Below are 19,796 nucleotides of genomic sequence, written 5' to 3' on the forward strand. Positions count from 1 at the left end.
AGGGCTCGGCGAAAAGGCGCACTCCCCGAAGCACTCCCAGGATCTGTAATTAGCGGTCAGTCCGGCAACAAATCGAAAAGGGCCACTCTTCAATTCGCTCCAACCTTGCGCACCATTTCACTGGTATTGCACTGCGGTCTCAAAGGATTCATGGCTTACGTTGTTCCTTCAGGATGCTCATCAGCCCAGCGGTGGGCACGCGAGACCAGTTGCTCGGACAAGCCAGGCAAGTCTCCCTTGCCGCTGCCCATGGCCAGGCCGAGCAGGAAGGTACTCAGGGGTGCTGCTGGTCGGGCCACCTCGTGAGCTACATGCTTGGCAACATCAAGCACGGTAGCGATATCCACTTCGCCGGAGTCCAAGCCCAATTCCTTGGCGGCTGCTTCCAGCCAATCATTCAGTGCTTCGGGTGGCAAATGCTGTGCCATGGCTTTCCTTTCATTCTGGCGGGCGCTTTCCAACGCCTGCGGGGTATCAATGTCGCTGCTGGTTTCATCATCCACCGGCACCCTAGCCAACTGCAGCTGATTCAAGGCTCGGCGCACCGGGGCATTGACCAGGTTCTCGCCCAACTCTTCGCAGACCGAACCCAGTGCCGAGGTGCGATAGATTCCTGCCAGCCACTGGGCATGGCCTTCAGCGTCAACCAGCAACAGGCCGTCAGCTGCGCGTTGTCCGAAGCCATTGATCAACGCGGTGGCCACGGCGATCGGCCGTTGCAGGTCGCAGGCCAGAACCATGGTCCATTTGCTGTTTTCGCTGCCAGCAAGTTCAGCAAGCCCGGCAGCAATGCCCGCCAAGGGGCCAGCAAATGGCGGATCCTCCCGGATGACCGAATCGGCCTTGGCACCAGCGGAATCCGGGCCGACCACAACGACGCGTAGTGCGCCGGTTGTGCGGGCCGCGGCGACCACGCGGTCAACCAGGCGCTGGCCGTGCAGCTCTATTTCGGCTTTGCCTTCGCCGCCCAGCCGAGAGCCCCTGCCGCCGGCGAGCACCAGGGCATTGAAGTTGGCGAGCTGCCGCGTGCTCATGGGATCATCCCCAGTACCTCGACTTCATCGCCGGGGTGGATCTGGTTGACGCCAGCCGGGACCAGCGCGTAGCCCTGGGCAGCGCCGAACCCGCCCACCGAGTGGGAAATGCTGCTGGCGTGAACCGCCGGGGCGCACCGCAGTTGCTCCCCAGGCTCGAAGACTACCGGGATGACCTGCATGCGTCCGGCCGCGGCTTTCCATCCCACCGCGGCGATGGCGCGCAAAGTCGGGCGCAGCACCTCGCGGTGGCCTTGCATGGCCCGCAGGCACGGGCGCACGAACAGCTCGAAGCTGACTGCTGCGCTGACCGGGTTGCCGGGCAAGGCGAAGACCATCGCACCGGCCTCCAAACGGCCCGCGCATTGCGGCTGGCCGGGGCGGATCTTCACCCGGGCCGCCTGCACTGCCGGTTCGGCTTCCAGCACCTGGCGCATCACATCGTAGGCGCCGGGACCTACTCCCCCAGTGCTCAGGATGGCATCATGCGTGGAGCCGAGCACGTCCAGCTGTTCGCGGACCGCTTGAGTGTCATCCACGCAGTGCACCACGGTAGCTGCCTGGATGCCGGATTCAGCCAGGAGCCCTGCCATGAGCAGCGAATTGGTTTCCGGGATTTGCCCGCGCGAGAGCCTTTCACCGGGCGCAAGCAATTCCGCCCCGGTGACCAGCACGGCCACCTTGGGCTGTGTGCGCACCGACAGCTTGCTGGCACCGGCTGCCGCCAAGGCGGAAAGACGGGCCGCGGTGAGCTGCTCGCCGGCATAGGCCACCAGGTCACCGGCGGCCTTGTCCTCGCCGCTGCGGCGGATGTCCTTGCCTGCTGGCACCGGCCCATGGATCTGCACGGTGGCGGCATCCCAGCCATCTGCAGCGGCTGAAGTGTCCTCGATGCGCACCACGGCATCGGCATCCGTCGGGATCGGAGCACCGGTCATGATCTTCACGCACTGGCCCGGTTCCAGCTTCGGGTCCCAGCCGCTGCCCGCGGGCACTTCGCCGACGACTTCCAGGGCAATTGACACCTCAGCGGTATCCTCGGAGCGCACCGCATAGCCGTCCATGGCCGAGTTGTCCCACAGCGGCAACGGGTACGTGGAGGTGGCATCCTCGGCCAGCACCGCGCCGTGCAGGAGGGCGAAACCGCCAGCCACCTCGATCTGCTGCGGGGCCAACGGCACGACCTGCGACAGCAGCCGCGCGCGGTGCACTTCAAGTTCCACGGGTTCATTGACGGTGCTCATGGCTGCTCTCCCTGGATGCTCCTGGGGTGCTGCGCTGGCAAGGTAGCCACCACCGCGCGCACAAAACGGTTGGCCGGATCGGCGAAGACCTGCTCGACGGTTCCCTGCGCAATGATGCTTCCCCGTTCCAGCACCAGCAGGTCATCGGCGAGCGCCAGGGTGTCGGCGGCTGAATGCGAGACGACGATGGCGCTGGTGGCGGTGCGTTCCAGCTCTTCGCGCACCAATGCGCGCATGTCCATGGCGGCTTCGACATCCAGCGAGGCGAAGGGCTCGTCGATCAGCAGGATCTTGGGCTGGGCGGCCAAGGCCCGGGCCAGCGCAATGCGTTGGCGCTGCCCGCCGGAGAGGGCCTCGGGCCGGTGGGTGGCGATTTCTTCCAGTCCCAGCCGCCCGATCCATTCGGCGGCCACGGCCTTGGCGGCAGCCTTGTCCAGTCCCCCGGCCCGGGCGCCAAAGGCGATATTCTTCAGCGCATCCAGGTGCGGGAACAGGTGCGGGTCTTGGCCCAGCAGGCCCACCTCGCGCAGGTGCGGCGGGCGGTGCTGCTTCGCGTCGGCCAGCAGGGAACCGGAAAGCTCGATGCGCCCCTCGGCAATCTTCTGGATCCCGGCAATCGCATGCACAATGGTGGACTTGCCCGAGCCGCTAGGGCCCATCATCGCCAGCGTGCTGCCGGCAGGCACTTCGAATTCAACGGCCACGTCGAATCCGGTGCGCGGCACGCGCAGCGCAACCTTCAATGTCATTTCAAGGCCCCCGGACGCCAGGCCCGCACCAGCAGCAGCACCACTACCGCGGTGGCCAGGAGCAGGATCGATAGGGCTACTGCCGAGTCGCGTCCAGTTCCAGCCCCGTTGAACGCGGTGTAGATGGCCAGCGGCATGGTCTGGGTAACCCCCGGCGCGTTGCCGGCGAATAGCGCGGTGGCCCCGAATTCGCCGATGGCCCGCGCGAAGCACAGGATCACGCCGGCCACCAGTCCGGGGGCGGCCAGCGGCAAGGTGATGCGGGTGAGCACCATCCAGCGCCCGGCGCCCAGGGTGGCGGCGGCTTGTTCGTACCCGGCGCCGGCGGCCCGCAGCGATCCTTCCACGGAGAGCACCAGGAAGGGCAGGGCCACGAAGCTCTGGGCAATGACCACCGCGGCGGTGGAAAAGGGCAGGGTAATCCCCCACAGGGAATCGATGAACTGGCCGATGGGGCTGGTGCGCCCGAAGAGGAAGAGCAGGGCCACGCCGCCGACCATGGGCGGCAGCACCAGCGGCACGGCGATCAAGGCCCGCAACAGCTGGGCAACCCGGGCCGAACTGCGGGCCATCAGCACCGCCAGCGGCACGCCGAGCAACACGCACAGGGCGGTGGCAGCCACCCCGGTGCGCAAGCTCAGCCAGAGCGCCGAGAGGGCTTGGGGGCTGGTGGCATCGGCCACCAGCGTGGACCAGCTGGCACGGGTGAGAAGCGCCAGCAGCGGCAGCACCAGCAATCCCACGCCCAGCAAGGCCGGGGCAATGGCGAAGCCTGGAACCCGTACCCCGGTATCGCTAGCCATTGGCCTGCGCAGCCCCGGTGCCGAAACCATGCTCTGCCAGGATTTCCTGGCCGCGCTCGCTGATCACGAAGTCCACGAACGCCTGCGCGCCGGGGTTCTGGCCCAGCGTGGCGATCGGATAGGTGTTCACGACCTCGTCGGCTCCTTCCAGAACGATCGCGGCGACGTTTTCGTCACCCAGCACATCGGTGGCGTAGACCAGTCCGGCATCCGCTTCGCCGGCGGCCACCTTCTGCAGCACCGCAGTGACATTCTGCTCCTCGCTGGCCGGGACCACTTCGACGCCCTGGGCCTGGAGCAGCTGGCGTGAGGCCGAGCCGCACGGCACCTGCTGCGCGCACAGCACCGTGGTGGCCGCGGCAAGGTCTTCCAGCGAATCGATATCCGCCGGGTTCTCCTGCGGTACCGCGATCACCATGGTGTTGCTGGCGAAGATCACCGGCTCGTGGCCGAACCCGGCTTCGGTCACCTCCAGCATGTTGCGTTCATCGGCCGAGGCGAAGACATCCACGTGTGCGCCTTCAAGGATCTGCGTGGCCAGGGTCGAAGAGCCGTCATAGGAGATGCTGGCAATCTGCACCTCCGGATGTTCTGCGGTGAACTCCTCGGAGATCTGTTCGAAGGCGCTCTGCAAGGAGGCTGCCGCGGAGATGGTGATGGGTTCGGACGCGGCCTGATCGGAAGAGCCGCTGGCCGAACAGCCCGCCAAAGCCAGCACGGCCGCCGCGAGCCCGGCAAGGGCTCGGAACCGTGGAAACGGGCGGTGCTGCATGGGATCTCCTTGAAATCGGGGGCTGGTGCCAATGCTACCGTCGAGCCAACCGGGGCCGATCCATTTTGCGTACTTGATTTGTTACTTTCAGGTTAACCGTCTTCCACGCAACGGTGCCGGGGGCTACTGTGGAGTGTATGAAAGCACAAGCGGCCGGCACCCTGGGCGATGCCCGTGGACGGCCCCTGCATGACCTGCGGATTTCGGTGACAGACCGCTGCAATTTCCGCTGCGTCTACTGCATGCCCAAGGAGATCTTCGGCCGCGACTTCGTTTTCCGCGAGCGCTCCGAGCTGCTCAGCTTCGAGGAGATCGAGCGGCTGGCCCGCGTCAGCGTTTCGCTGGGGGTCACCAAGCTGCGGTTGACCGGCGGCGAGCCGCTGCTGCGCCGTGGCATCGTGGACCTGGTGGGCATGCTCGCCAAGCTGCGCACCCCCGAGGGCCAGCCGGTGGATCTGGCAATGACCACCAACGGGTCGGCGCTGCCGGTGTTCGCACCTGCGTTGAAGGAAGCCGGGCTGAACCGCGTGACCATCTCCTTGGATTCCTTGGATGACGAGAAGTTCAAGGCCATCAACGACGTGGACTTCCCGGTCTCCCGGGTACTGCACGCCATCGACGTGGCCCGTGAAGTGGGCCTGGGCCCGGTGAAGATCAATACCGTGGTCAAGCGCGGGGTCAATGACTCGGAGATCCTGTCGCTGGCCGAGCACTTCCGCGGCACTGGGGCGATCCTGCGCTTCATCGAATACATGGATGTGGGCACCACCAACGGCTGGAAGCTGGATGAGGTGCTGCCCTCCTCCGAGGTCGTGGCCATGGTCAATAAGCGCTGGGCGCTGGAACCGGTGACTAAAACCGAACCGGGTGAAACGGCCAACCGCTGGCGCTACAAGGACGGCGCCGGAGAGATCGGTGTGATCTCCAGCGTCACCAACGCCTTCTGCGGCAACTGCTCGCGCGCCCGGGTCTCGGCCGAAGGCCAGCTCTACACCTGCCTGTTTGCCGGCTCGGGCTATGACCTGCGCCAGCTGATGCGCGACGGGATCAGCGACGAGGATCTTGCCAAGGCGCTGACCGGGCATTGGCGCAAGCGCGATGACAATTATTCCGAGCTGCGTGCGGCGCTGACCCCGGGCAACCGCAAGCGCATCGAAATGTCCTACATCGGGGGCTAGGGGTTCTTGTTGCTTCTTAGACGCCGTGCGACGGTTATGGCCTCTTCTGCGACAATCTCATAATTTTGCCGACTCCCAGACAACGGAATTGAGTCTTCTCCATACTTGTCATAGGCGAGCTCAAGTAATTCGCTGGTGTCGCTGAGTCTTAAAGCGTTGATCAGGTGCCCTAAATCAAGAATGTCTTTGTCGCGCTCCGCCGCCAGCTTCATGGCGGTCAAAGTCGGCAAATCAGCAACTTCGACTGCGGAAAGAATAGAGTCCGGCGCGGGAGCCCAAGAGGCATTGTCGGGGATGAAAGCGGCTGCACTAGAGTTCAACCACTTTTTAGGCAAACCGTGTTCGGCCGCCATCGCCTCTATGATTTTTTCGACTTCTGTCCGATGCGAGTAGTAAGCATCGATATCTTCCGTAGCACGATCAATCAGGCCGTGAAGAAGCATAGCCGAGCCCCCGACGACTCTAATTCTCACGTTGAGTCCCTGTTCGTTCAGGCGCCGTTCGAGTTCTGCGAGCAGGTCAACGACTCTGTTTCTTCCCAAGCCCGTTCTACTCATGCTGTTCCCAAGCTCCGTTGTCGAATCCACACATTCAGTTCTTGAAGTGCTGGAGGCGTCTCAGCGCGAATTAGCTCCTTCATCTTCTCCCCTACCGGATACAACTTTTCCGAGAGGAACACGGGTTCCGTTGGTCGCACAATGTCCGAGGTCCACTGCGGGACTGGCGTATTGGTCTGGCCCGCAATCCACTTAGTTATGGCCGCCAGAGCCACTTGGTATTGCGAGTCCTCCAATTCAGGCGACTGTGCCAAGAGTGGACGCCCGGCTTCAAGAGATTCAGTCGAATATTCACTGATGAGACGCAGTGCGAACTCGAAATTTTTGGCTTCCAGGGTCTGTCGGAAGTCCTCAGCTATTTCAGCGCCCCTGTCATTAATAATGCGTAGCCTAGGCTCCTCAAACCCAAGTCTCTTCAGAACCCTAAGCACTAATCCCAGAGCCACCGTTTCTTTCCCTGCTTCCAAGTCAACGATGAACTTACGCGAAACCCCTACCGAATTTGCCAAGGCAGCTTGGGTCAGCCCTAGGAAACCACGTTGGGTCCGGATCTTATCCGCCAGGCTTCCGACAGTGAACGATGGGGTTTTCATATTCAAATGATGTCACCGTACGGTGACTTTGTCTAGAAGTTTGATTGCCGCCTGTTGTTATCCCATGGTCTTCTGCCCATCCAGGGATTCGCGGATGATGTCCGCATGCCCTGAATGCTGGGTGGTCTCGGCGATGATGTGCAGCAAGGTGCGGCGCACCGACCAGTGGATATCGACAAACCATGGGGCCGAAGGCAACTCGTGCACGGTGTCCAGATCCAGCTCAGCCAGCAGCGCATCGGTGCGGTCGGCAATCAAAGCGTAGTTTTCCAGCACCGCGTCGAGAGTATCTCCTGGCTGCATATGGAATTCGTTATGGAATGCTTCGATCGCTTCGGGTGGCATCTGGCTGAAATCCGCACCGTCCCACGCCATGGCTGCCCGGCCTTTGACCATGAATTCCTGCCACTGTTTTTCGACTGCGCTGACATGTTTGATCAACCCGCCGAGGGTCAGCTCGCTCACGGTGGTTCGCTGCTCCGCCTGCTCATCGCTCAAGCCTTGGACCGTAAAACGCAAAAAATGCCTCGCGTTGGCCAGGGTCTGGAACAGGTCGGCGCGTTCTCCGGTGAGCTTGGTGTTGGTGATGGCCATGGTGCTCATGATTGCCTCCTGGCATAAGCTGCAGCCGGTATTTCCAGCTGGTAGTAACCAGAATAGAAGTGAAAAGTGCCAGTTTTTGTCCTAAATCAAGGCAGACTTATCGTATGAGTACCAGTACCAGATTCTTGCGCTTACTCTCGCTACTGCAGACCCATCGCTATTGGTCCGGAGACGAGCTCGCAGAACGCCTTGACGTCAGCCTGCGCACCGTTCGCCGGGACATCGACCGGTTGCGTGACTTGGGCTACCCAGTGCAGGCCGATCGCGGTGTGGAAGGTGGTTATCAGTTAGCCTCCGGCACCGCGTTGCCTCCCCTGGTGCTCGACGATGAGGAAGCTGTGGCATTGGTAGTCTCATTGCAATCCACCGTGCACAGCGGATCTTCCGCGCTGGCCGAGGCCGCGTTGCGGGCCATGGGAAAAGTTGTGCCCGTACTGCCAGCCAGATTGAGGAAGCGGGCGCAAGCGCTGACCGCGAGCACTGTCCCACTCAATTCCCAGTCCTCCGCAACAGATCCGGTGGATCCAGCGGTACTGGTGGCATTGGCCCAGGCGTGCCGTGATCATGAACGAATCGCCTTCGACTACAAGGATGCCAAGTCAGCAGAAACCTCGCGCCGGGTAGAACCGGTCCAATTAGTGAATGTGGGCAACCGCTACTATCTCGTGGCCTTTGATCTGGACCGCGATGATTGGCGCAGTTTCCGGGTGGATCGCGCACTGAACCCCTCGCCCAGGGCATTGCGGTTTGCGCCGCGTGAAGTGCCAGGTGGCGACGCAGCGGCCTTTGTGCGCGCAGGATTGCGCGGCAGCGGGCAACCAGAAGTGAGCGCCCGGATTCAAGCCAGCGCCGAAAAGCTGGAGCCTCTCATTGGCCGCTGGTTCCAGATCCAGCAAATCGATGAGAACAGTTGCCTCGTGCGCACCGAGAATATGGATCTGCGCTGGGCGGCGTTCGGCCTTGCGATGAGTGAGGCCAAGGTCAGCGAGGTGTATCCGAAGGAACTGCGGAAACTGCTCGACTCATGGTCGTTGAACTTGTTCCACCCTCCGATAGGCAAAGGCGATTAACTGGCTCTCCCCAGTGCCCATTACTTAGCACTCTGACGTGTCGATCTTTTCTCATCGCCCGCCACTGATAGGTGAAATCGAAAGACCAGAACGGCTCTCGGACCACGTTTCACCAGGTGTGATAGCGAAAGTTTCCCCCTCCCCGCTAGTTGGCGAAGTGATCACCCAGGTAGTCACTGGCAAGCAACGCTTGCGCCGGCTCCCCTCGTGGATGACGGCGTACTCGGTGACGGCGCCGTCCTTGCGTGTCTCGGCCTCCTAGGAAAGAGATCATGCACAGCCTGCCCGGTGGGCTGCACCGGACCAGCTAATGGATGCTGCCTGCCAAAGCGGCGATTTTCAAGGCCCGCATCCGGTTTGGATCTGAATTGATGATTGAGTTGTTCAACCAGGTCGCAAACCGTTCGGCTCCTTGGCCAGCGCGGACCGGACCGCCACGGATAGTGCCGACGCGCCCGCCAACTGGCAGGCCTCTGGGCGATCGTGGCGAATGCCAGTTCCAAAGGCGAATTACCCCAGGCAAGGATCCTGGGCTTGAGGGGAATGCGGCACCGGCAGCCAAATTCTGGCAACAGGATAACGCCTTCAATTGGTGAAGGGCATGCCCCGGTGCGCCGAGAACCGACAAGGTGGAATTTGGAACGACCACTGAGAAATCTGCCGCGAGCTCCGAAGGCAGTTCACGACTTGTGGTGTTCGGGGGAACGATCCATGGAAGTCGCCATCAGTTGCCCCAATTGGACTACGGCAGATCTGATCCCGGCGGGATCGCCCATGGTAAGAAATTGGAGCATAAGTCCGTCTAGGGAGGCGAAGATGGCTTTGCACAGGTCTTCGCCGGCTTCGATACCGCGGCTTTGCAGGGCTGCATGCACCGACGACACGTAATTCGCGTACAACCGGCGCGAGGTCTCTTGCAGCTCAGGCCTACGCCTGGCTTCCAGCAACATTTCAAACTGGAACATGTGCACTTCGGGCTCGGCCGTGACCGAAGCGATCAGGGCATCGGCATAGTGTTCATTGAGGTCCGCAAAGAGGGCCAGCTCGGTATTTTCTATGGAGCGCTGAATTGCCCATTCCATGGTGGCTGTCAGCAGCGTTGCAATTGACCCGAAATGGTGGGAAATCAAGTTGTGGTTCACGCCAGCTTCCCCCGCGACCGCCCGGTAAGTGACGCCGCGGAGTCCTTTTGCTGCGACTATCCGCATGACGGCCGACATAAGCGCCTCGCGCCCCTCCCCATACGAAGGGCGTTCCGTTTCATTGCTCATGGAACGAGTCTATGCGCCAGCACTGCGGATTCCTCGTTGTGAAAACCCAAGGAAAACTCCTTGACGTCCAAACTGTACATATGTACAGTTTGAATCGTGAGCCACACCACGACAAAAGATCAGTCACGCGAACTGCCCGAAAGTCCACCACTGCGCTAGCCCTCTTTTGAGGGCGGGGCATTATCGAAAGATATCGAGCATGAATCAGCCATCAGAACAACCGGCCCCGCCCCTCACCGGCCAGCAAAGCCCCGGGACCGACGAGGGACTGCGGTCCAACCGACTCGGAGTGCTTGCCGTTGCGTTCTTCGTGATTGCTGCCGCCGCGCCAATCGCGGCCGTGGTCGGTGCGAGTCCCGTGATTTTCTCAGCCAGCGGCGCCGGAACACCTGTTATCTATGCCATCGCTGCGTTGCTGATCGGCCTCTTCTCGGTGGGATACCTGCGAATGAGCCGGGAAATCACCAGCGCTGCTGGCTTCGTCGCGTATATCGCCAAAGGCCTGGGATCAAGATGGGCTACCGGAGCGGCAGGCATCGCCCTTGTCACCTACGCGGCCCTGCAATCCGGCCTCTGGTCCCAATTCGGCGTATTCGCACAGGAGCTCGTCGCCAGGCTGACCGGGGTTGAAGTACCCGTCTACGTGTTGATCGTGGCCGTTCTCGCGTTGACCACCCTCCTCACCATGAGGGGCGTGGGTGCAAGCCTCAAGGTTCTGGGTGTGCTGATCGTCGGCGAGATCCTGGTGGTCACGGCCCTCGTGGTGTCACTGATCGTGCACCAGGGGTTTGGCATCTTCACCTTCGAGGGGTTCACCGCCCAAAACGTCTTTGGTCCCGGACTGGGTATCTCGCTCCTGTTCGCCTTTACCTGTTTCACCAGCTTCGAGGCAACAGTCGTCTTCTCCGAAGAGGCCGTCAACCCGCGCAAGACCATCCCACGCGCGCTCTGCCTCGTCATCGCGTTCGTCGGGATCTTCTACGCGATCTCCACCTGGGCGATCAGCGGGGCCATCGGCACCGACAGCATCCAGTCCGAGGCGACCAATAACCCGGCAGGCCTCGTCTTCGACCTCGCCGCGGTGAACGCCGGACAGTGGCTGAGCACCGCAATGCAGGTCATGGTCGTCACCAGCTTCATCGCCATGCTGCTGGGACTGTCCAACATGTTTTCCAGGTACCTTTTCGCACTGGGCCGCTCCGGAACCCTCCCAGCCCAACTGGCCACCACCAGCGGCAGAGGCACTCCAGCCCTAGCCGCCCTCGTTAACGGCATCGGGATCTTCCTGGTGGTCACGGTATTCCTTGCCTTCGGAGCCGACCCCATCACCACCGTCTTCGCCTGGCTCGTTGCACTGGGCACCGCTGGATTCATCACGATCCTGGTCCTCACCTCCATCGCCATCATCGTGTTCTTCGCCCGCCAGAAGACCCGGGACAACCGGTGGGTCACGACCATAGCCCCCGTACTGTCCTGCATCGCCTTCATCCTGATCGGGTACCTAACGATCTCCAACTACGACGTCCTCCTTGGAGGCGCCGGAGGCGTCGCGAAGTGGCTCCTGCTTCTCATCCCGGCAGCGTTCGCCGCAGGCCTTGCCATCGCGGCGCGAAAGCCGGCCATCAACTACGACTCCGTCGGCGTCTAATACCAAACCACCAACCACCGAAAGAAACAGGTAATCATGAACACCAACCCAGCTGTGAACCCCAGCGCCACCACCGGCACCGAGACCAACGGCTACGTGCCGCAAGATGAATGGCCGGCAGTGACGGCCATGCTTGCCGGCTTCGGCGACCCGTCGTTGCCTGCCAGCCATAAACTCGACGAAACCTCGATCGTGATCACTTTCGACAACGGCTGGACGATCACCCACGCATTTGCCCAGGGCCTCGTGACTTGGACCATTACCGGGGGCGACAACGCGGGCGCGACCGGCACCCACCCGTACCGGGCCGTGGAAGTTCGGGAGGAAATCTTCTATGTGGATTTCCTCAAGGGCGAAGGCACCGCAACCCGCGACGTCACCATGATCATTAACCGCGCCGACGGCCGCGTCACAGTCGCAGATTCCTCGTTCGTGAACCGCAACGGCGATGTCCGCATGAACACCGAATTCCTGTCCGGGCGAATCTTCGGCACCGGCGAGATCGAGCCCCGCTCCGAGAGCGAAGAGCTTATCGGCAAGCGCATCTTCTACCGCTACAGCCCCACCGAGCAGTATGAGCACATCTACCTCAGCTCCGGCACCTTTGTCTGGCACTGCATCCAAGGCGCAGAACGTGGACTAGGCGATGTCGATCCCATCCGGGTCTTCGAACTGGCCGACGGCGTCGTCCTGCTCTACTGGAGCGAAACAGTCATGCCCGTCGAATCGTTCGTCGTCATCGATCTCGCCAACGAGCGATCCATCGGTCGCATGTTCTGCTGGGATGGACCAACACTTGCACCGATGCATCTGCCCTTCGACAGCAAGTTCACCGTGCTGAATGACACGCAGTACCCCTCCGAATAAGAACAAGGTCCTTCCTGCTGCTCGAGAAACGACAAATTCCCTGCTCCGGCATCGCGATTCCGTCTCGAGCCCACCAACCACGAAAGACTCGACATGACGATCCATCCAAATACCCGACCCGCCATTTCCAAGGACCTTCTCTCCGCAATCCACGCCGTCCCCGGAGGGCGCGAGATCACGGACCCCGCAACTGGGGCTCTCGTTGGCCTGGCCCCGGAACATACCACCGCCGATCTTGAAACTGCCATCACCGCTGCCCGCGCCGCGCAGCCCGGATGGGCAGCGCGTTCCCACGCCGAACGCAGCGAGCTGCTGAACCTGGCTGCCGACGCAGTGGAAGCCAACGCCGAAGCGCTGGCGGTGCTGCTCTCACGGGAACAGGGCAAGCCGCTTAACGGCCCTAACGCCCGCTTCGAAGTCGGCGCCTGCGCCGCCTGGCTGCGCACTACCGCTGGAATCGATCTTGAACCAGAGGTGCTAGTCGATGATGAGAGCGGAACGGCCGAACTGCATTACCGCCCCTTGGGTGTTGTCGGTGCCATCGGCCCATGGAACTGGCCCATGATGATCTCGGTCTGGCAACTGGCACCGGCCCTGCGGATGGGTAATACCGTGGTACTCAAACCCTCGGAATACACGCCGCTATCGGTACTCGCCCTGGTGCACGTAATCAATTCGGTACTGCCTCAGGATCTCTTGCACGTGGTTTCCGGTGGCCGCGATGTGGGCGAGGCGATCAGCAAGCATCCAGGCATTAACAAGATCATGTTCACTGGATCGACCGCTACGGGCAAAGCCATCATCCGCTCTTCTGCCGATACCGTGAAGAGGCTAACTATGGAACTCGGCGGCAACGACGCCGGAATCGTACTGCCCGATGCAGACCCCGAGAAGATCGCCGAGAATCTGTTCTGGGGGGCATTTATCAACACCGGCCAGACGTGCGCCGCCCTGAAACGGCTCTATGTCCACGAGAACATCTACGAGGAAGTCTGCCAGGCGCTCATCAAGGTTGCGAAAGCGATGCCCATGGGCAACGGACTGGACGAAAAAAATGTCCTGGGCCCGCTGCAGAACAAGGCGCAATTCGACATCGTCGCTTCCTTGGTCCAAGCAGCCAAGGATTCTGGCGCGCGCGTCCTGCTAGGCGGAAACCCTGTGGCAAACCAGCCGGGCCATTTCTACCCAACGACCCTTGTCGCTGACATCGGCAACGACAATGCCCTAGTCACCGAGGAACAATTCGGTCCGGCCTTGCCGATCATCAAGTACTCGACCCTTGATGAGGCCATCGCCATGGCCAACGGCCTGGACGTCGGCCTCGGCGCGTCCGTGTGGTCCTCGGACATCGACGCGGCCCGGAATGTCGCCGCCCGCATCCAGGCCGGAACAGTGTGGATCAACAAGCACGGCGCCGTGGACCCTCGGGTCCCTTTCGGCGGCGCCAAGATGTCAGGCTATGGACTGGAATTCGGCGTCGAGGGCCTCAAGCACCTCGGGCAGCCCCAGGCCATCAGCTACTAACCCCAACAGCGGGGGCCACCTACCCAGTGGCCCCCGCACACCTGGGACCGTGCCGGTGATGGTGTCGACAGCTCCTTATCCCCGCATCACCGGTAGTGGTTCCCTCCCACAGTAAGGACACCGAACGAACAAGAAGCCCGTAGCCATCGTCACCGGCGGAGGAACAGGCATCGGCGCCGCGACGGTGTCTGCACTCCGGGACCAGGGATGGAACGTTGTCGTTTGCGGACGGCGGTCCGAAACACTTGAGAAGGTCGCCCTATCCACCGGAGCAATCCCCGTGGTTGGCGACGCCGCCTCCGCAGCGGATGTGGACCGGCTGCTCAAGACCACCGTTGAACGGTTCGGATCCGTCGACGGCCTAGTGCTGAATGCCGGTATTGTGCGCCCCGGCAAGGTCGGGGAGTTAGCAACCGACGATTGGGACGCGATGGTCCGCACCAATCTGACCGGTCCCTTTCTCCTGGCCAAGGCGGCCATGCCGCATCTGATAGCCGCCGGAGGATCGATCGTAGGGATCGCCTCAGCATCCGCGCTCCGGGCCACCGCTGGCATTCCCGGATACAACGCCACCAAAGCCGGAATGGCAATGCTGATGGAGTCAATTGCCGTCGACTACGGGTCCTTCGGGATCCGCGCCAACACCGTTTGCCCGGGATGGACCAGGACTGAAATGGCCGACATGGAAATGGACGAATACGGTGCCGAACTCGGCCTTGAACGAGAGCAAGCCTACTCGGTGGCCACATCATTCGTGCCCAGCCGGCGTCCAGCCGAAGCGGCGGAAATCGGGAACGTGGTCTCCTGGCTGCTCTCCGAGCACGCCTCGTACATCAATGCGGCGGTGATCCCCGTAGACGGCGGGATGATTGCTGTCGACCCAGGGTCTCTAGCGCTGGATCCCCGGGCAACGATGTCCGCCAACCAGTCCTCCCAGTTTCCTGCCCACCCTTGAAACGGCCCTGGGCCGCTGAAGCTTACCGCACCACGCCAGCTGTGAACTGCAGTGCTTTTCCCGCTGATTCGCACCATTAGTTCGTGGGGTTGTGTTCAGGGGAATCAGTACGGTTGGTACGCCGCGCGTCCCCGACGAGCATGCACCAGGATCCCAGCGCGGTTGATGGACTCCGCGCAATGCTCAATCATGCCCTGCGTCAAATGATTGGGGTTTCAGTGATGGTCCGTTTCGACCCAAGTGTCATCGTGGTCCCGAGTCCCAGGAAGAAGTTGACCTTCACACGAATTTGCAGACCGCATCAGGGAAGCGTCTGAGCAACGACCGCCAATGACAACCGCGAACACCACCAAAGAGATATTGGCGATGATCATTAGCTTCTTGTCCTCGTTCACAGCGCCGTTGCTTTAGCATCCGATCTGGTACCGCTAAGTCGGCCTGCCACCCAGTGGACCGCAGGATTGCCAGGTCAGCTCACCACGCCTCTCGAACGATGACGGACAGACACGCTAGGCTACCGCAGAAATATCGCACTACCCAGACTGGCAATTTGCACTCAGGTTGGCCTCCAGCAGGGCACCGACGCATTCGATGGCTTCGCGCACCGCGTCGGGTTCAGCGACGGTGAGCTGCTGGAACACCAGCCCGTCGAGGGCGGCAAAGACGGCGCGTGCCAGCGGCCGGGTATTGGCGTGTCCGTGACGTTTCAGCGCCCGTTCGAGCGCCGCAATATACCCCTCGTAGAGCGTCACAGCGGCATCTCGGAGGTCGGGGCGGCGGCGTGCCTCGAGCACGAATTCGTACTGGAACAACTGCAGGTGCGGCTCGCTGCCGACCAGCTCAACGAGCGCACGGGCAAAGCCCCCATCGATCGTTTCAGCGGCCGAGAGGTCGCTGAGCCGGATGGCGCGTGACGTTGCCCAGGCCACAGCCTCATGGAGCAACGCGTCCTTCGTCCCGAAATGATGGCTGATTAGGGTGTTGTTGACCAGCGCAACCTCGCTGACCGCCCGGAACGTCAGGCCGCTGAGGCCACGTTCCGCGACCACAGTGACGGTGGCCGCGAGGAGCGCTTCCCTGCCCTCGCCGTATTTGTTAATTCGCGTCGCTTTCACATACCGAGTCTAATCCACGGATGTGTCCCTTGACACAATGAACTAAGCAGATGCATAGTTTTAAATATGTGAGGACGAACACGTCTCCGCATCCGCGTGACCCGTACGCCGCGCGGTCCCAACTTGTGATCGAAAGGCCCCTCATGCCTGCATCGCTCGACCCCCACAACTCCGCTCCAGCGCTGCACCGCACCTTGCGGTGGCAAGACGCATTCGCCCTGGCGATGGCTGTCTCCGGAGGCCTCTTCGTATCCTTCGGCGCAACCATGGCCGCCATCGGCGCTCTTTCCGCACTCTTCATCTGGGCAATGGCCGCAGGCATCGGATGGGCACAAAACCACCTCTTCGCCGAAATGGCTTCCATGTTCCCCGACAAATCAGGTGGGGTACCGATCTACGCGCATGAAGCCTGGAAAGGACGTTTCGCCCCCGCCGGTGCATTAGCGTCCTTTGGCTACTGGTTCGGCTGGTCGGCCGTCATCTCGATTGTCAGCCTCACCGCCGGCGCGATTATCCAGGCCCGCTGGTTCCCAGGGGCGTTGTGGGCCCTCGATCTGGGGATCCTGCAGGTCGGTCCTGCCCAGCTGATCGGGATCGGGCTGATCCTGGCGCTGATGGTGCCGAATCTTTTCGGCGCCCAGCCGGCAGCCTGGGTGAACAAGGTCTTCGGTGCCCTGTTGCTGATCCCGCTGCTCACCTTCGTGGTTGCCCCATTTGTCAGCGGCCAATGGGACGCAAGCAACCTGACCTGGGGCCTGGGGCAGGCCGGGGCCGACCATTGGGGTGGTTGGCAGGATGCAGCAGTTTGGCTTTACTTGATCGGCTGGACCGCCTATGGGACCGAAATGTGCGCCGCTTTTACTCCGGAATACCGCAGCACCAAGGACGCCCGCCGAGCCTTATCCAGCTCCGGCGCCTACACCTTCATGATGTTCGCCCTGGTACCGATTGGCGTTGGCGGACTTGTGACGCAAGCCGATGCCGCCGCCGACCCCTCAGCGGTATTTGTCAGCGGCTTCGCCGCGATGCTGCCCGCCGGCTTCGCCGGAGACATTGCACTGCTCATCACCATCGGGGCACTGCTCATGGGAGTGAACGCCAGTATGGCCGACGGATCGCGTGCACTCTACGGTGCGGCAGTCGACGGGCTTGTTCCCCGCCAGTTCGAGAAACTCAACCGACACAAGGTACCGGCCCGCGCCACCGTCACCGCTGTGGTCATGAACATCCTGCTTGTCCTCTTTGTATCCAACCCCATCTCCATTCTCGTGGCGGCCAACATCGGCTATCTCCTGGCCATCCTGCTTGCCGTCTCGGGCTTCCTCCTTCTCCGTCTGGACCGGCCCAACGCCTTCCGAAGCTTCAAGCTCGGCCGATGGGCTATCCCTCTGTCCATCATTCTCACCGTATATGGCGCAGCTGTCCTGGTGGTCGGAGCCTCCTCATCCCACATTTCCGGATATGGAGGGCCCGTTGAACTGGGCATCGGAATCGGCATTCTCCTGCTTTCCCTGATCCTGTTTGTGATCAGACGCCGCATCCAGGACAGGCTCCCTCTGCTGCGCGAACCACGGCCCAGCGAAGAACTCGAATTCCACAACACCCAATCCTAAAAACGTCGTTTTCCGACCGACCGAAAGAAGAGAAGCATCATGTCGCAGATATTCCATGCCAAGCACACCCCCACCGCATTCGAGCCGTTCGAGCTCGGCACCGTTCAATGGCTGCGCCGCAACGGAGACAACGGGAATCAGGCTCTCGCCTCCGGTATCTGGAGTGTCTCCCCCGAGGAAGCCCCCGAACCCTTCGACCTGCCCATCGGCGAAGACGAAACCATCTACATCGTCTCCGGCCACATTCGCATCGAGGTCCAAGGCGGGGACACAATCGACCTCACCGCCGGCTCCATGGCCTCGCTGTCCAAGGGCGCAATGACCCGCTGGACCATCATCGAGCCCACCATCGAATTCTTCGTCTACAGCTAAGGAACACCACCATGGACAACTCTGACGTCCTCATCATCGGTGCAGGTTTCGCCGGACTGACCGCAGCCCGCGAACTTTCTCGCCACGGATACAAAACCACCATCCTCGAAGCCCGCGACCGCATCGCCGGACGCACTCACCTCGAGGAACATCTGGGCAGAAACCTGGAACTCGGTGGCACTTGGGTCCATTGGACCCAGCCTTACGTCTGGGCCGAAATGGGCCGATACGGGATCCACCCCGTCTCCGGCCCCGACTTCACCCAGGCTTACTGGAGCACGGGGAACCAACAGCACACGGGGCATCCCGATGAACTAATGGACCTGCTCGATGCGCCAAATCAAGCGTTGCTGGCCGACTCGCGCAAATACTTTCCGCTGCCTTGGTCTCCGTTGTCCAACCCCGAGATCACCAACATCGACGACGTCACGCTCTCCGAAGCCATCGACCACTTGGACCTGCCCACGGACCAACGACAGCTGCTGCGCTCATTCTGGACCCTGAACTTCAACGGCGCCTTGGACCAAGCCGCCTACACGCAAGCGTTGCGCTGGTGCGCCGCGGCCAGCGGTTCCTGGCAGTTGATGTTCGAGACCTGCGCAACCTTCAAGATCGAGGGCGGAACCCGTCGACTCGCCGAGGCCATCCTGGCCGATTCCAACGCCGAGCTATTGCTAGAACATCCAGTTGCATCCATCCATCGGGACGCCGACGGGGTCGTCGTCCGAACCATCAGCGGCCACCGGTTCACCGCCCGCCAACTCATCCTGGCGGTACCTCTGAGCACCCTGAACGACATCGACATCCAGCCCGAACTCTCCGCGACGAAGCGGGAGGCCGCGACCCGCAGCCATGCCGGACACGGCGCCAAGCTCTGGGTCAAGGTCAAGGGACAGCAGGAACGCTTCGTCGCCGTGGGCCCCGAGGACGCACCCCTGAATTTTGTCCAGGTCGAGTACATCGATGCAAACACCACCACACTGGTCTGCTTCGGCCCCGTTGCCGCGGCGGTCGACGTCACCGACACAGCAGCCGCCCAGCGCATTCTCGATGAACTCGTCCCGGGCCTGGAAGTACTGGAAATCGCAGGCCACAACTGGGTCGATGACAAATATGCCCGCTCCACCTGGTCCATGCACTACACCGGCTACCTCACCGAATCCCTCGCCGAACTCCAGCGCCCCGAGGGACGAATCCGCATCGCCGGTTCGGACATCGCCAACGGCTGGGGAGGATTCATTGACGGTGCCATCGAAAGCGGCCTCGACGCAGCCCGAACCGTGGCTGAGCAACTCGAAAATCAACTAAGGAGCAGTGCTGTCTTGACCGTCTAGAATCTTTCGCCTGAATGCCGGGTCCTGCTAAACGGTTCGCCTCGCTTTCTCTCAGGAGAGGGGTGAGGAACACGCTATGAGCCTTCCATCCACCGCGACCACAGGGGCGACCTTATTGGGCTTCCTCCCCGTAATTCAGCCCTTCACGGGAGGACGGGAGATCAAGAACCCCGCGGCCGTTGCCCTCGTCGGGCTGGCCTCGGAACACATCATCGCGGATCAGCCGGTAGCAAAACTGGCTGGAATTTCGGGGGCTCCCTGCTCCTGCAGCCGTCTGTCATCTAATTTGGCAGGTGAAAGTTCAGCAGTGAGGCGTCTTGCAGCCAATGGGTGCAAGACGCCTCAACGATTGCCACTCCTCCGGCTGAGAATCCCTGATATAAGGGCACACTGACGATGAGCGAGGCGAGTGTCACGGATGTTCAGCTGAAAAGTGCGAACACTTCTGGATTCGTGGACGAAGAATTTAGGCTTCTCATCGGGAAAGTTGTGAG

At 61.7% G+C, this 19,796-nt stretch carries 20 protein-coding genes; 10 read left to right on the top strand and 10 right to left on the bottom strand.

Going from position 1 to position 19,796, the window contains the following annotated elements; genetic code table 11:
- Positions 1-155: 155 nt before the first annotated feature.
- Genes ACFVHU_RS10845 through modA form a run of 5 tightly spaced genes read right to left on the bottom strand, consistent with a single transcriptional unit; the run spans position 156 to position 4,602 of the window.
- Positions 156-1,034, bottom strand: a complete 879-nt coding sequence (locus ACFVHU_RS10845) for an NTP transferase domain-containing protein (protein WP_388024364.1) — start codon at positions 1,032-1,034, stop codon at positions 156-158.
- Positions 1,031-2,278: a gephyrin-like molybdotransferase Glp gene (glp, locus tag ACFVHU_RS10850; RefSeq protein ID WP_388024365.1), complete on the bottom strand. Its 1,248-nt coding sequence runs from the start codon at positions 2,276-2,278 to the stop codon at positions 1,031-1,033. The genes ACFVHU_RS10845 and glp overlap by 4 nt, the downstream gene beginning before the upstream one ends.
- Positions 2,275-3,027: an ATP-binding cassette domain-containing protein gene (locus ACFVHU_RS10855; RefSeq protein WP_332489267.1), complete on the bottom strand. Its 753-nt coding sequence runs from the start codon at positions 3,025-3,027 to the stop codon at positions 2,275-2,277. The genes glp and ACFVHU_RS10855 overlap by 4 nt, the downstream gene beginning before the upstream one ends.
- Positions 3,024-3,830 (bottom strand): ABC transporter permease, encoded by an 807-nt coding sequence (locus tag ACFVHU_RS10860; protein WP_332499125.1) that lies wholly within the window; start codon positions 3,828-3,830, stop codon positions 3,024-3,026. The genes ACFVHU_RS10855 and ACFVHU_RS10860 overlap by 4 nt, the downstream gene beginning before the upstream one ends.
- On the bottom strand, positions 3,823-4,602 hold the full coding sequence (modA, locus tag ACFVHU_RS10865) for a molybdate ABC transporter substrate-binding protein (RefSeq protein WP_388024366.1): 780 nt from the start codon (positions 4,600-4,602) through the stop codon (positions 3,823-3,825). The genes ACFVHU_RS10860 and modA overlap by 8 nt, the downstream gene beginning before the upstream one ends.
- 137 nt (positions 4,603-4,739) lie before the next feature.
- On the opposite strand from modA, the gene moaA reads away from it, so the two are divergent.
- The gene (gene moaA, locus ACFVHU_RS10870; RefSeq protein ID WP_388024367.1) at positions 4,740-5,780 is read left to right on the top strand and encodes a GTP 3',8-cyclase MoaA; all 1,041 of its coding nucleotides are present in this window, start codon (positions 4,740-4,742) and stop codon (positions 5,778-5,780) included.
- Here the strand turns inward: moaA and ACFVHU_RS10875 are convergent.
- From ACFVHU_RS10875 to ACFVHU_RS10885, 3 genes are read right to left on the bottom strand one after another with little or no spacing between them, the layout of a single operon-like run.
- Positions 5,777-6,337, bottom strand: coding sequence for a DUF6036 family nucleotidyltransferase (locus ACFVHU_RS10875; RefSeq protein WP_388024369.1), 561 nt, complete (start codon positions 6,335-6,337; stop codon positions 5,777-5,779). The two genes, moaA and ACFVHU_RS10875, sit on opposite strands and share 4 nt — an antisense overlap.
- Positions 6,334-6,930 carry a transcriptional regulator gene (locus ACFVHU_RS10880; RefSeq protein ID WP_388024370.1) on the bottom strand — a complete coding sequence of 199 codons (597 nt, stop codon included), beginning with the start codon at positions 6,928-6,930 and terminating at the stop codon, positions 6,334-6,336. The genes ACFVHU_RS10875 and ACFVHU_RS10880 overlap by 4 nt, the downstream gene beginning before the upstream one ends.
- Before the next feature lie 57 nt (positions 6,931-6,987).
- Positions 6,988-7,533, bottom strand: coding sequence for a DinB family protein (locus tag ACFVHU_RS10885; RefSeq protein WP_166650882.1), 546 nt, complete (start codon positions 7,531-7,533; stop codon positions 6,988-6,990).
- Between the two features lie 104 nt (positions 7,534-7,637).
- Here ACFVHU_RS10885 and ACFVHU_RS10890 point away from each other — a divergent pair, with 104 nt between their 5' ends.
- Both ACFVHU_RS10890 and ACFVHU_RS10895 read left to right on the top strand, forming a co-directional pair.
- Complete coding sequence (locus tag ACFVHU_RS10890) at positions 7,638-8,603, top strand: helix-turn-helix transcriptional regulator (RefSeq protein ID WP_388024372.1); 966 nt, start codon at positions 7,638-7,640, stop codon at positions 8,601-8,603.
- 118 nt (positions 8,604-8,721) lie between these two features.
- A complete protein-coding gene (locus ACFVHU_RS10895; protein WP_388024649.1) occupies positions 8,722-8,865 on the top strand; it encodes a transposase domain-containing protein in 144 nt (47 codons plus the stop codon).
- 418 nt (positions 8,866-9,283) lie between these two features.
- Here the strand turns inward: ACFVHU_RS10895 and ACFVHU_RS10900 are convergent, their stop codons facing one another.
- Positions 9,284-9,874: a TetR/AcrR family transcriptional regulator gene (locus ACFVHU_RS10900; RefSeq protein WP_388024373.1), complete on the bottom strand. Its 591-nt coding sequence runs from the start codon at positions 9,872-9,874 to the stop codon at positions 9,284-9,286.
- Between the two features lie 199 nt (positions 9,875-10,073).
- Between ACFVHU_RS10900 and ACFVHU_RS10905 the strand changes: the two genes are divergently transcribed.
- The 4 genes from ACFVHU_RS10905 (at position 10,074) to ACFVHU_RS10920 (ending at position 14,868) form a co-directional block, all read left to right on the top strand.
- Positions 10,074-11,522: an APC family permease gene (locus tag ACFVHU_RS10905; protein ID WP_388024375.1), complete on the top strand. Its 1,449-nt coding sequence runs from the start codon at positions 10,074-10,076 to the stop codon at positions 11,520-11,522.
- Between the two features lie 36 nt (positions 11,523-11,558).
- Complete coding sequence (locus ACFVHU_RS10910) at positions 11,559-12,389, top strand: MoaF C-terminal domain-containing protein (RefSeq protein WP_388024377.1); 831 nt, start codon at positions 11,559-11,561, stop codon at positions 12,387-12,389.
- Positions 12,390-12,482: 93 nt separating this feature from the next.
- Entirely contained in the window at positions 12,483-13,913 is a 1,431-nt protein-coding gene (locus ACFVHU_RS10915; RefSeq protein ID WP_388024378.1) for an aldehyde dehydrogenase family protein, read from the top strand.
- A 145-nt stretch (positions 13,914-14,058) separates the two neighbouring features.
- Entirely contained in the window at positions 14,059-14,868 is an 810-nt protein-coding gene (locus tag ACFVHU_RS10920) for an SDR family NAD(P)-dependent oxidoreductase (RefSeq protein WP_388024650.1), read from the top strand.
- Between the two features lie 533 nt (positions 14,869-15,401).
- On the opposite strand, the gene ACFVHU_RS10925 is transcribed toward ACFVHU_RS10920, so the two are convergent.
- A complete protein-coding gene (locus ACFVHU_RS10925) occupies positions 15,402-15,983 on the bottom strand; it encodes a TetR/AcrR family transcriptional regulator (protein ID WP_388024380.1) in 582 nt (193 codons plus the stop codon).
- A gap of 143 nt (positions 15,984-16,126) precedes the next feature.
- On the opposite strand from ACFVHU_RS10925, the gene ACFVHU_RS10930 reads away from it, so the two are divergent.
- The 3 genes from ACFVHU_RS10930 to ACFVHU_RS10940 are packed head-to-tail and all read left to right on the top strand — an operon-like array spanning position 16,127 to position 19,302.
- The gene (locus tag ACFVHU_RS10930; RefSeq protein ID WP_388024381.1) at positions 16,127-17,596 is read left to right on the top strand and encodes an APC family permease; all 1,470 of its coding nucleotides are present in this window, start codon (positions 16,127-16,129) and stop codon (positions 17,594-17,596) included.
- A 39-nt stretch (positions 17,597-17,635) separates the two neighbouring features.
- Positions 17,636-17,968: a cupin domain-containing protein gene (locus ACFVHU_RS10935; RefSeq protein WP_388024382.1), complete on the top strand. Its 333-nt coding sequence runs from the start codon at positions 17,636-17,638 to the stop codon at positions 17,966-17,968.
- 11 nt (positions 17,969-17,979) lie between these two features.
- The gene (locus ACFVHU_RS10940; RefSeq protein ID WP_388024383.1) at positions 17,980-19,302 is read left to right on the top strand and encodes a flavin monoamine oxidase family protein; all 1,323 of its coding nucleotides are present in this window, start codon (positions 17,980-17,982) and stop codon (positions 19,300-19,302) included.
- Positions 19,303-19,796 lie beyond the last annotated feature (494 nt).

Origin of the sequence: Glutamicibacter sp. NPDC127525 (assembly GCF_042672105.1) — a bacterium.
Lineage (GTDB): Bacteria > Actinomycetota > Actinomycetes > Actinomycetales > Micrococcaceae > Glutamicibacter.

Coding starts and splice junctions, on each gene's coding strand:
- ACFVHU_RS10915 (WP_388024378.1), top strand. CDS start 12,483: ATGACGATCCATCCAAATACCCGACCCGCCATTTCCAAGGACCTTCTC.
- ACFVHU_RS10930 (WP_388024381.1), top strand. CDS start 16,127: ATGCCTGCATCGCTCGACCCCCACAACTCCGCTCCAGCGCTGCACCGC.
- moaA (WP_388024367.1), top strand. CDS start 4,740: ATGAAAGCACAAGCGGCCGGCACCCTGGGCGATGCCCGTGGACGGCCC.
- ACFVHU_RS10935 (WP_388024382.1), top strand. CDS start 17,636: ATGTCGCAGATATTCCATGCCAAGCACACCCCCACCGCATTCGAGCCG.
- ACFVHU_RS10860 (WP_332499125.1), bottom strand. CDS start 3,830: ATGGCTAGCGATACCGGGGTACGGGTTCCAGGCTTCGCCATTGCCCCG.
- ACFVHU_RS10900 (WP_388024373.1), bottom strand. CDS start 9,874: ATGAGCAATGAAACGGAACGCCCTTCGTATGGGGAGGGGCGCGAGGCG.
- ACFVHU_RS10875 (WP_388024369.1), bottom strand. CDS start 6,337: ATGAGTAGAACGGGCTTGGGAAGAAACAGAGTCGTTGACCTGCTCGCA.
- ACFVHU_RS10940 (WP_388024383.1), top strand. CDS start 17,980: ATGGACAACTCTGACGTCCTCATCATCGGTGCAGGTTTCGCCGGACTG.
- ACFVHU_RS10845 (WP_388024364.1), bottom strand. CDS start 1,034: ATGAGCACGCGGCAGCTCGCCAACTTCAATGCCCTGGTGCTCGCCGGC.
- ACFVHU_RS10880 (WP_388024370.1), bottom strand. CDS start 6,930: ATGAAAACCCCATCGTTCACTGTCGGAAGCCTGGCGGATAAGATCCGG.
- ACFVHU_RS10855 (WP_332489267.1), bottom strand. CDS start 3,027: ATGACATTGAAGGTTGCGCTGCGCGTGCCGCGCACCGGATTCGACGTG.
- ACFVHU_RS10890 (WP_388024372.1), top strand. CDS start 7,638: ATGAGTACCAGTACCAGATTCTTGCGCTTACTCTCGCTACTGCAGACC.
- ACFVHU_RS10905 (WP_388024375.1), top strand. CDS start 10,074: ATGAATCAGCCATCAGAACAACCGGCCCCGCCCCTCACCGGCCAGCAA.
- modA (WP_388024366.1), bottom strand. CDS start 4,602: ATGCAGCACCGCCCGTTTCCACGGTTCCGAGCCCTTGCCGGGCTCGCG.
- ACFVHU_RS10885 (WP_166650882.1), bottom strand. CDS start 7,533: ATGAGCACCATGGCCATCACCAACACCAAGCTCACCGGAGAACGCGCC.
- ACFVHU_RS10910 (WP_388024377.1), top strand. CDS start 11,559: ATGAACACCAACCCAGCTGTGAACCCCAGCGCCACCACCGGCACCGAG.
- glp (WP_388024365.1), bottom strand. CDS start 2,278: ATGAGCACCGTCAATGAACCCGTGGAACTTGAAGTGCACCGCGCGCGG.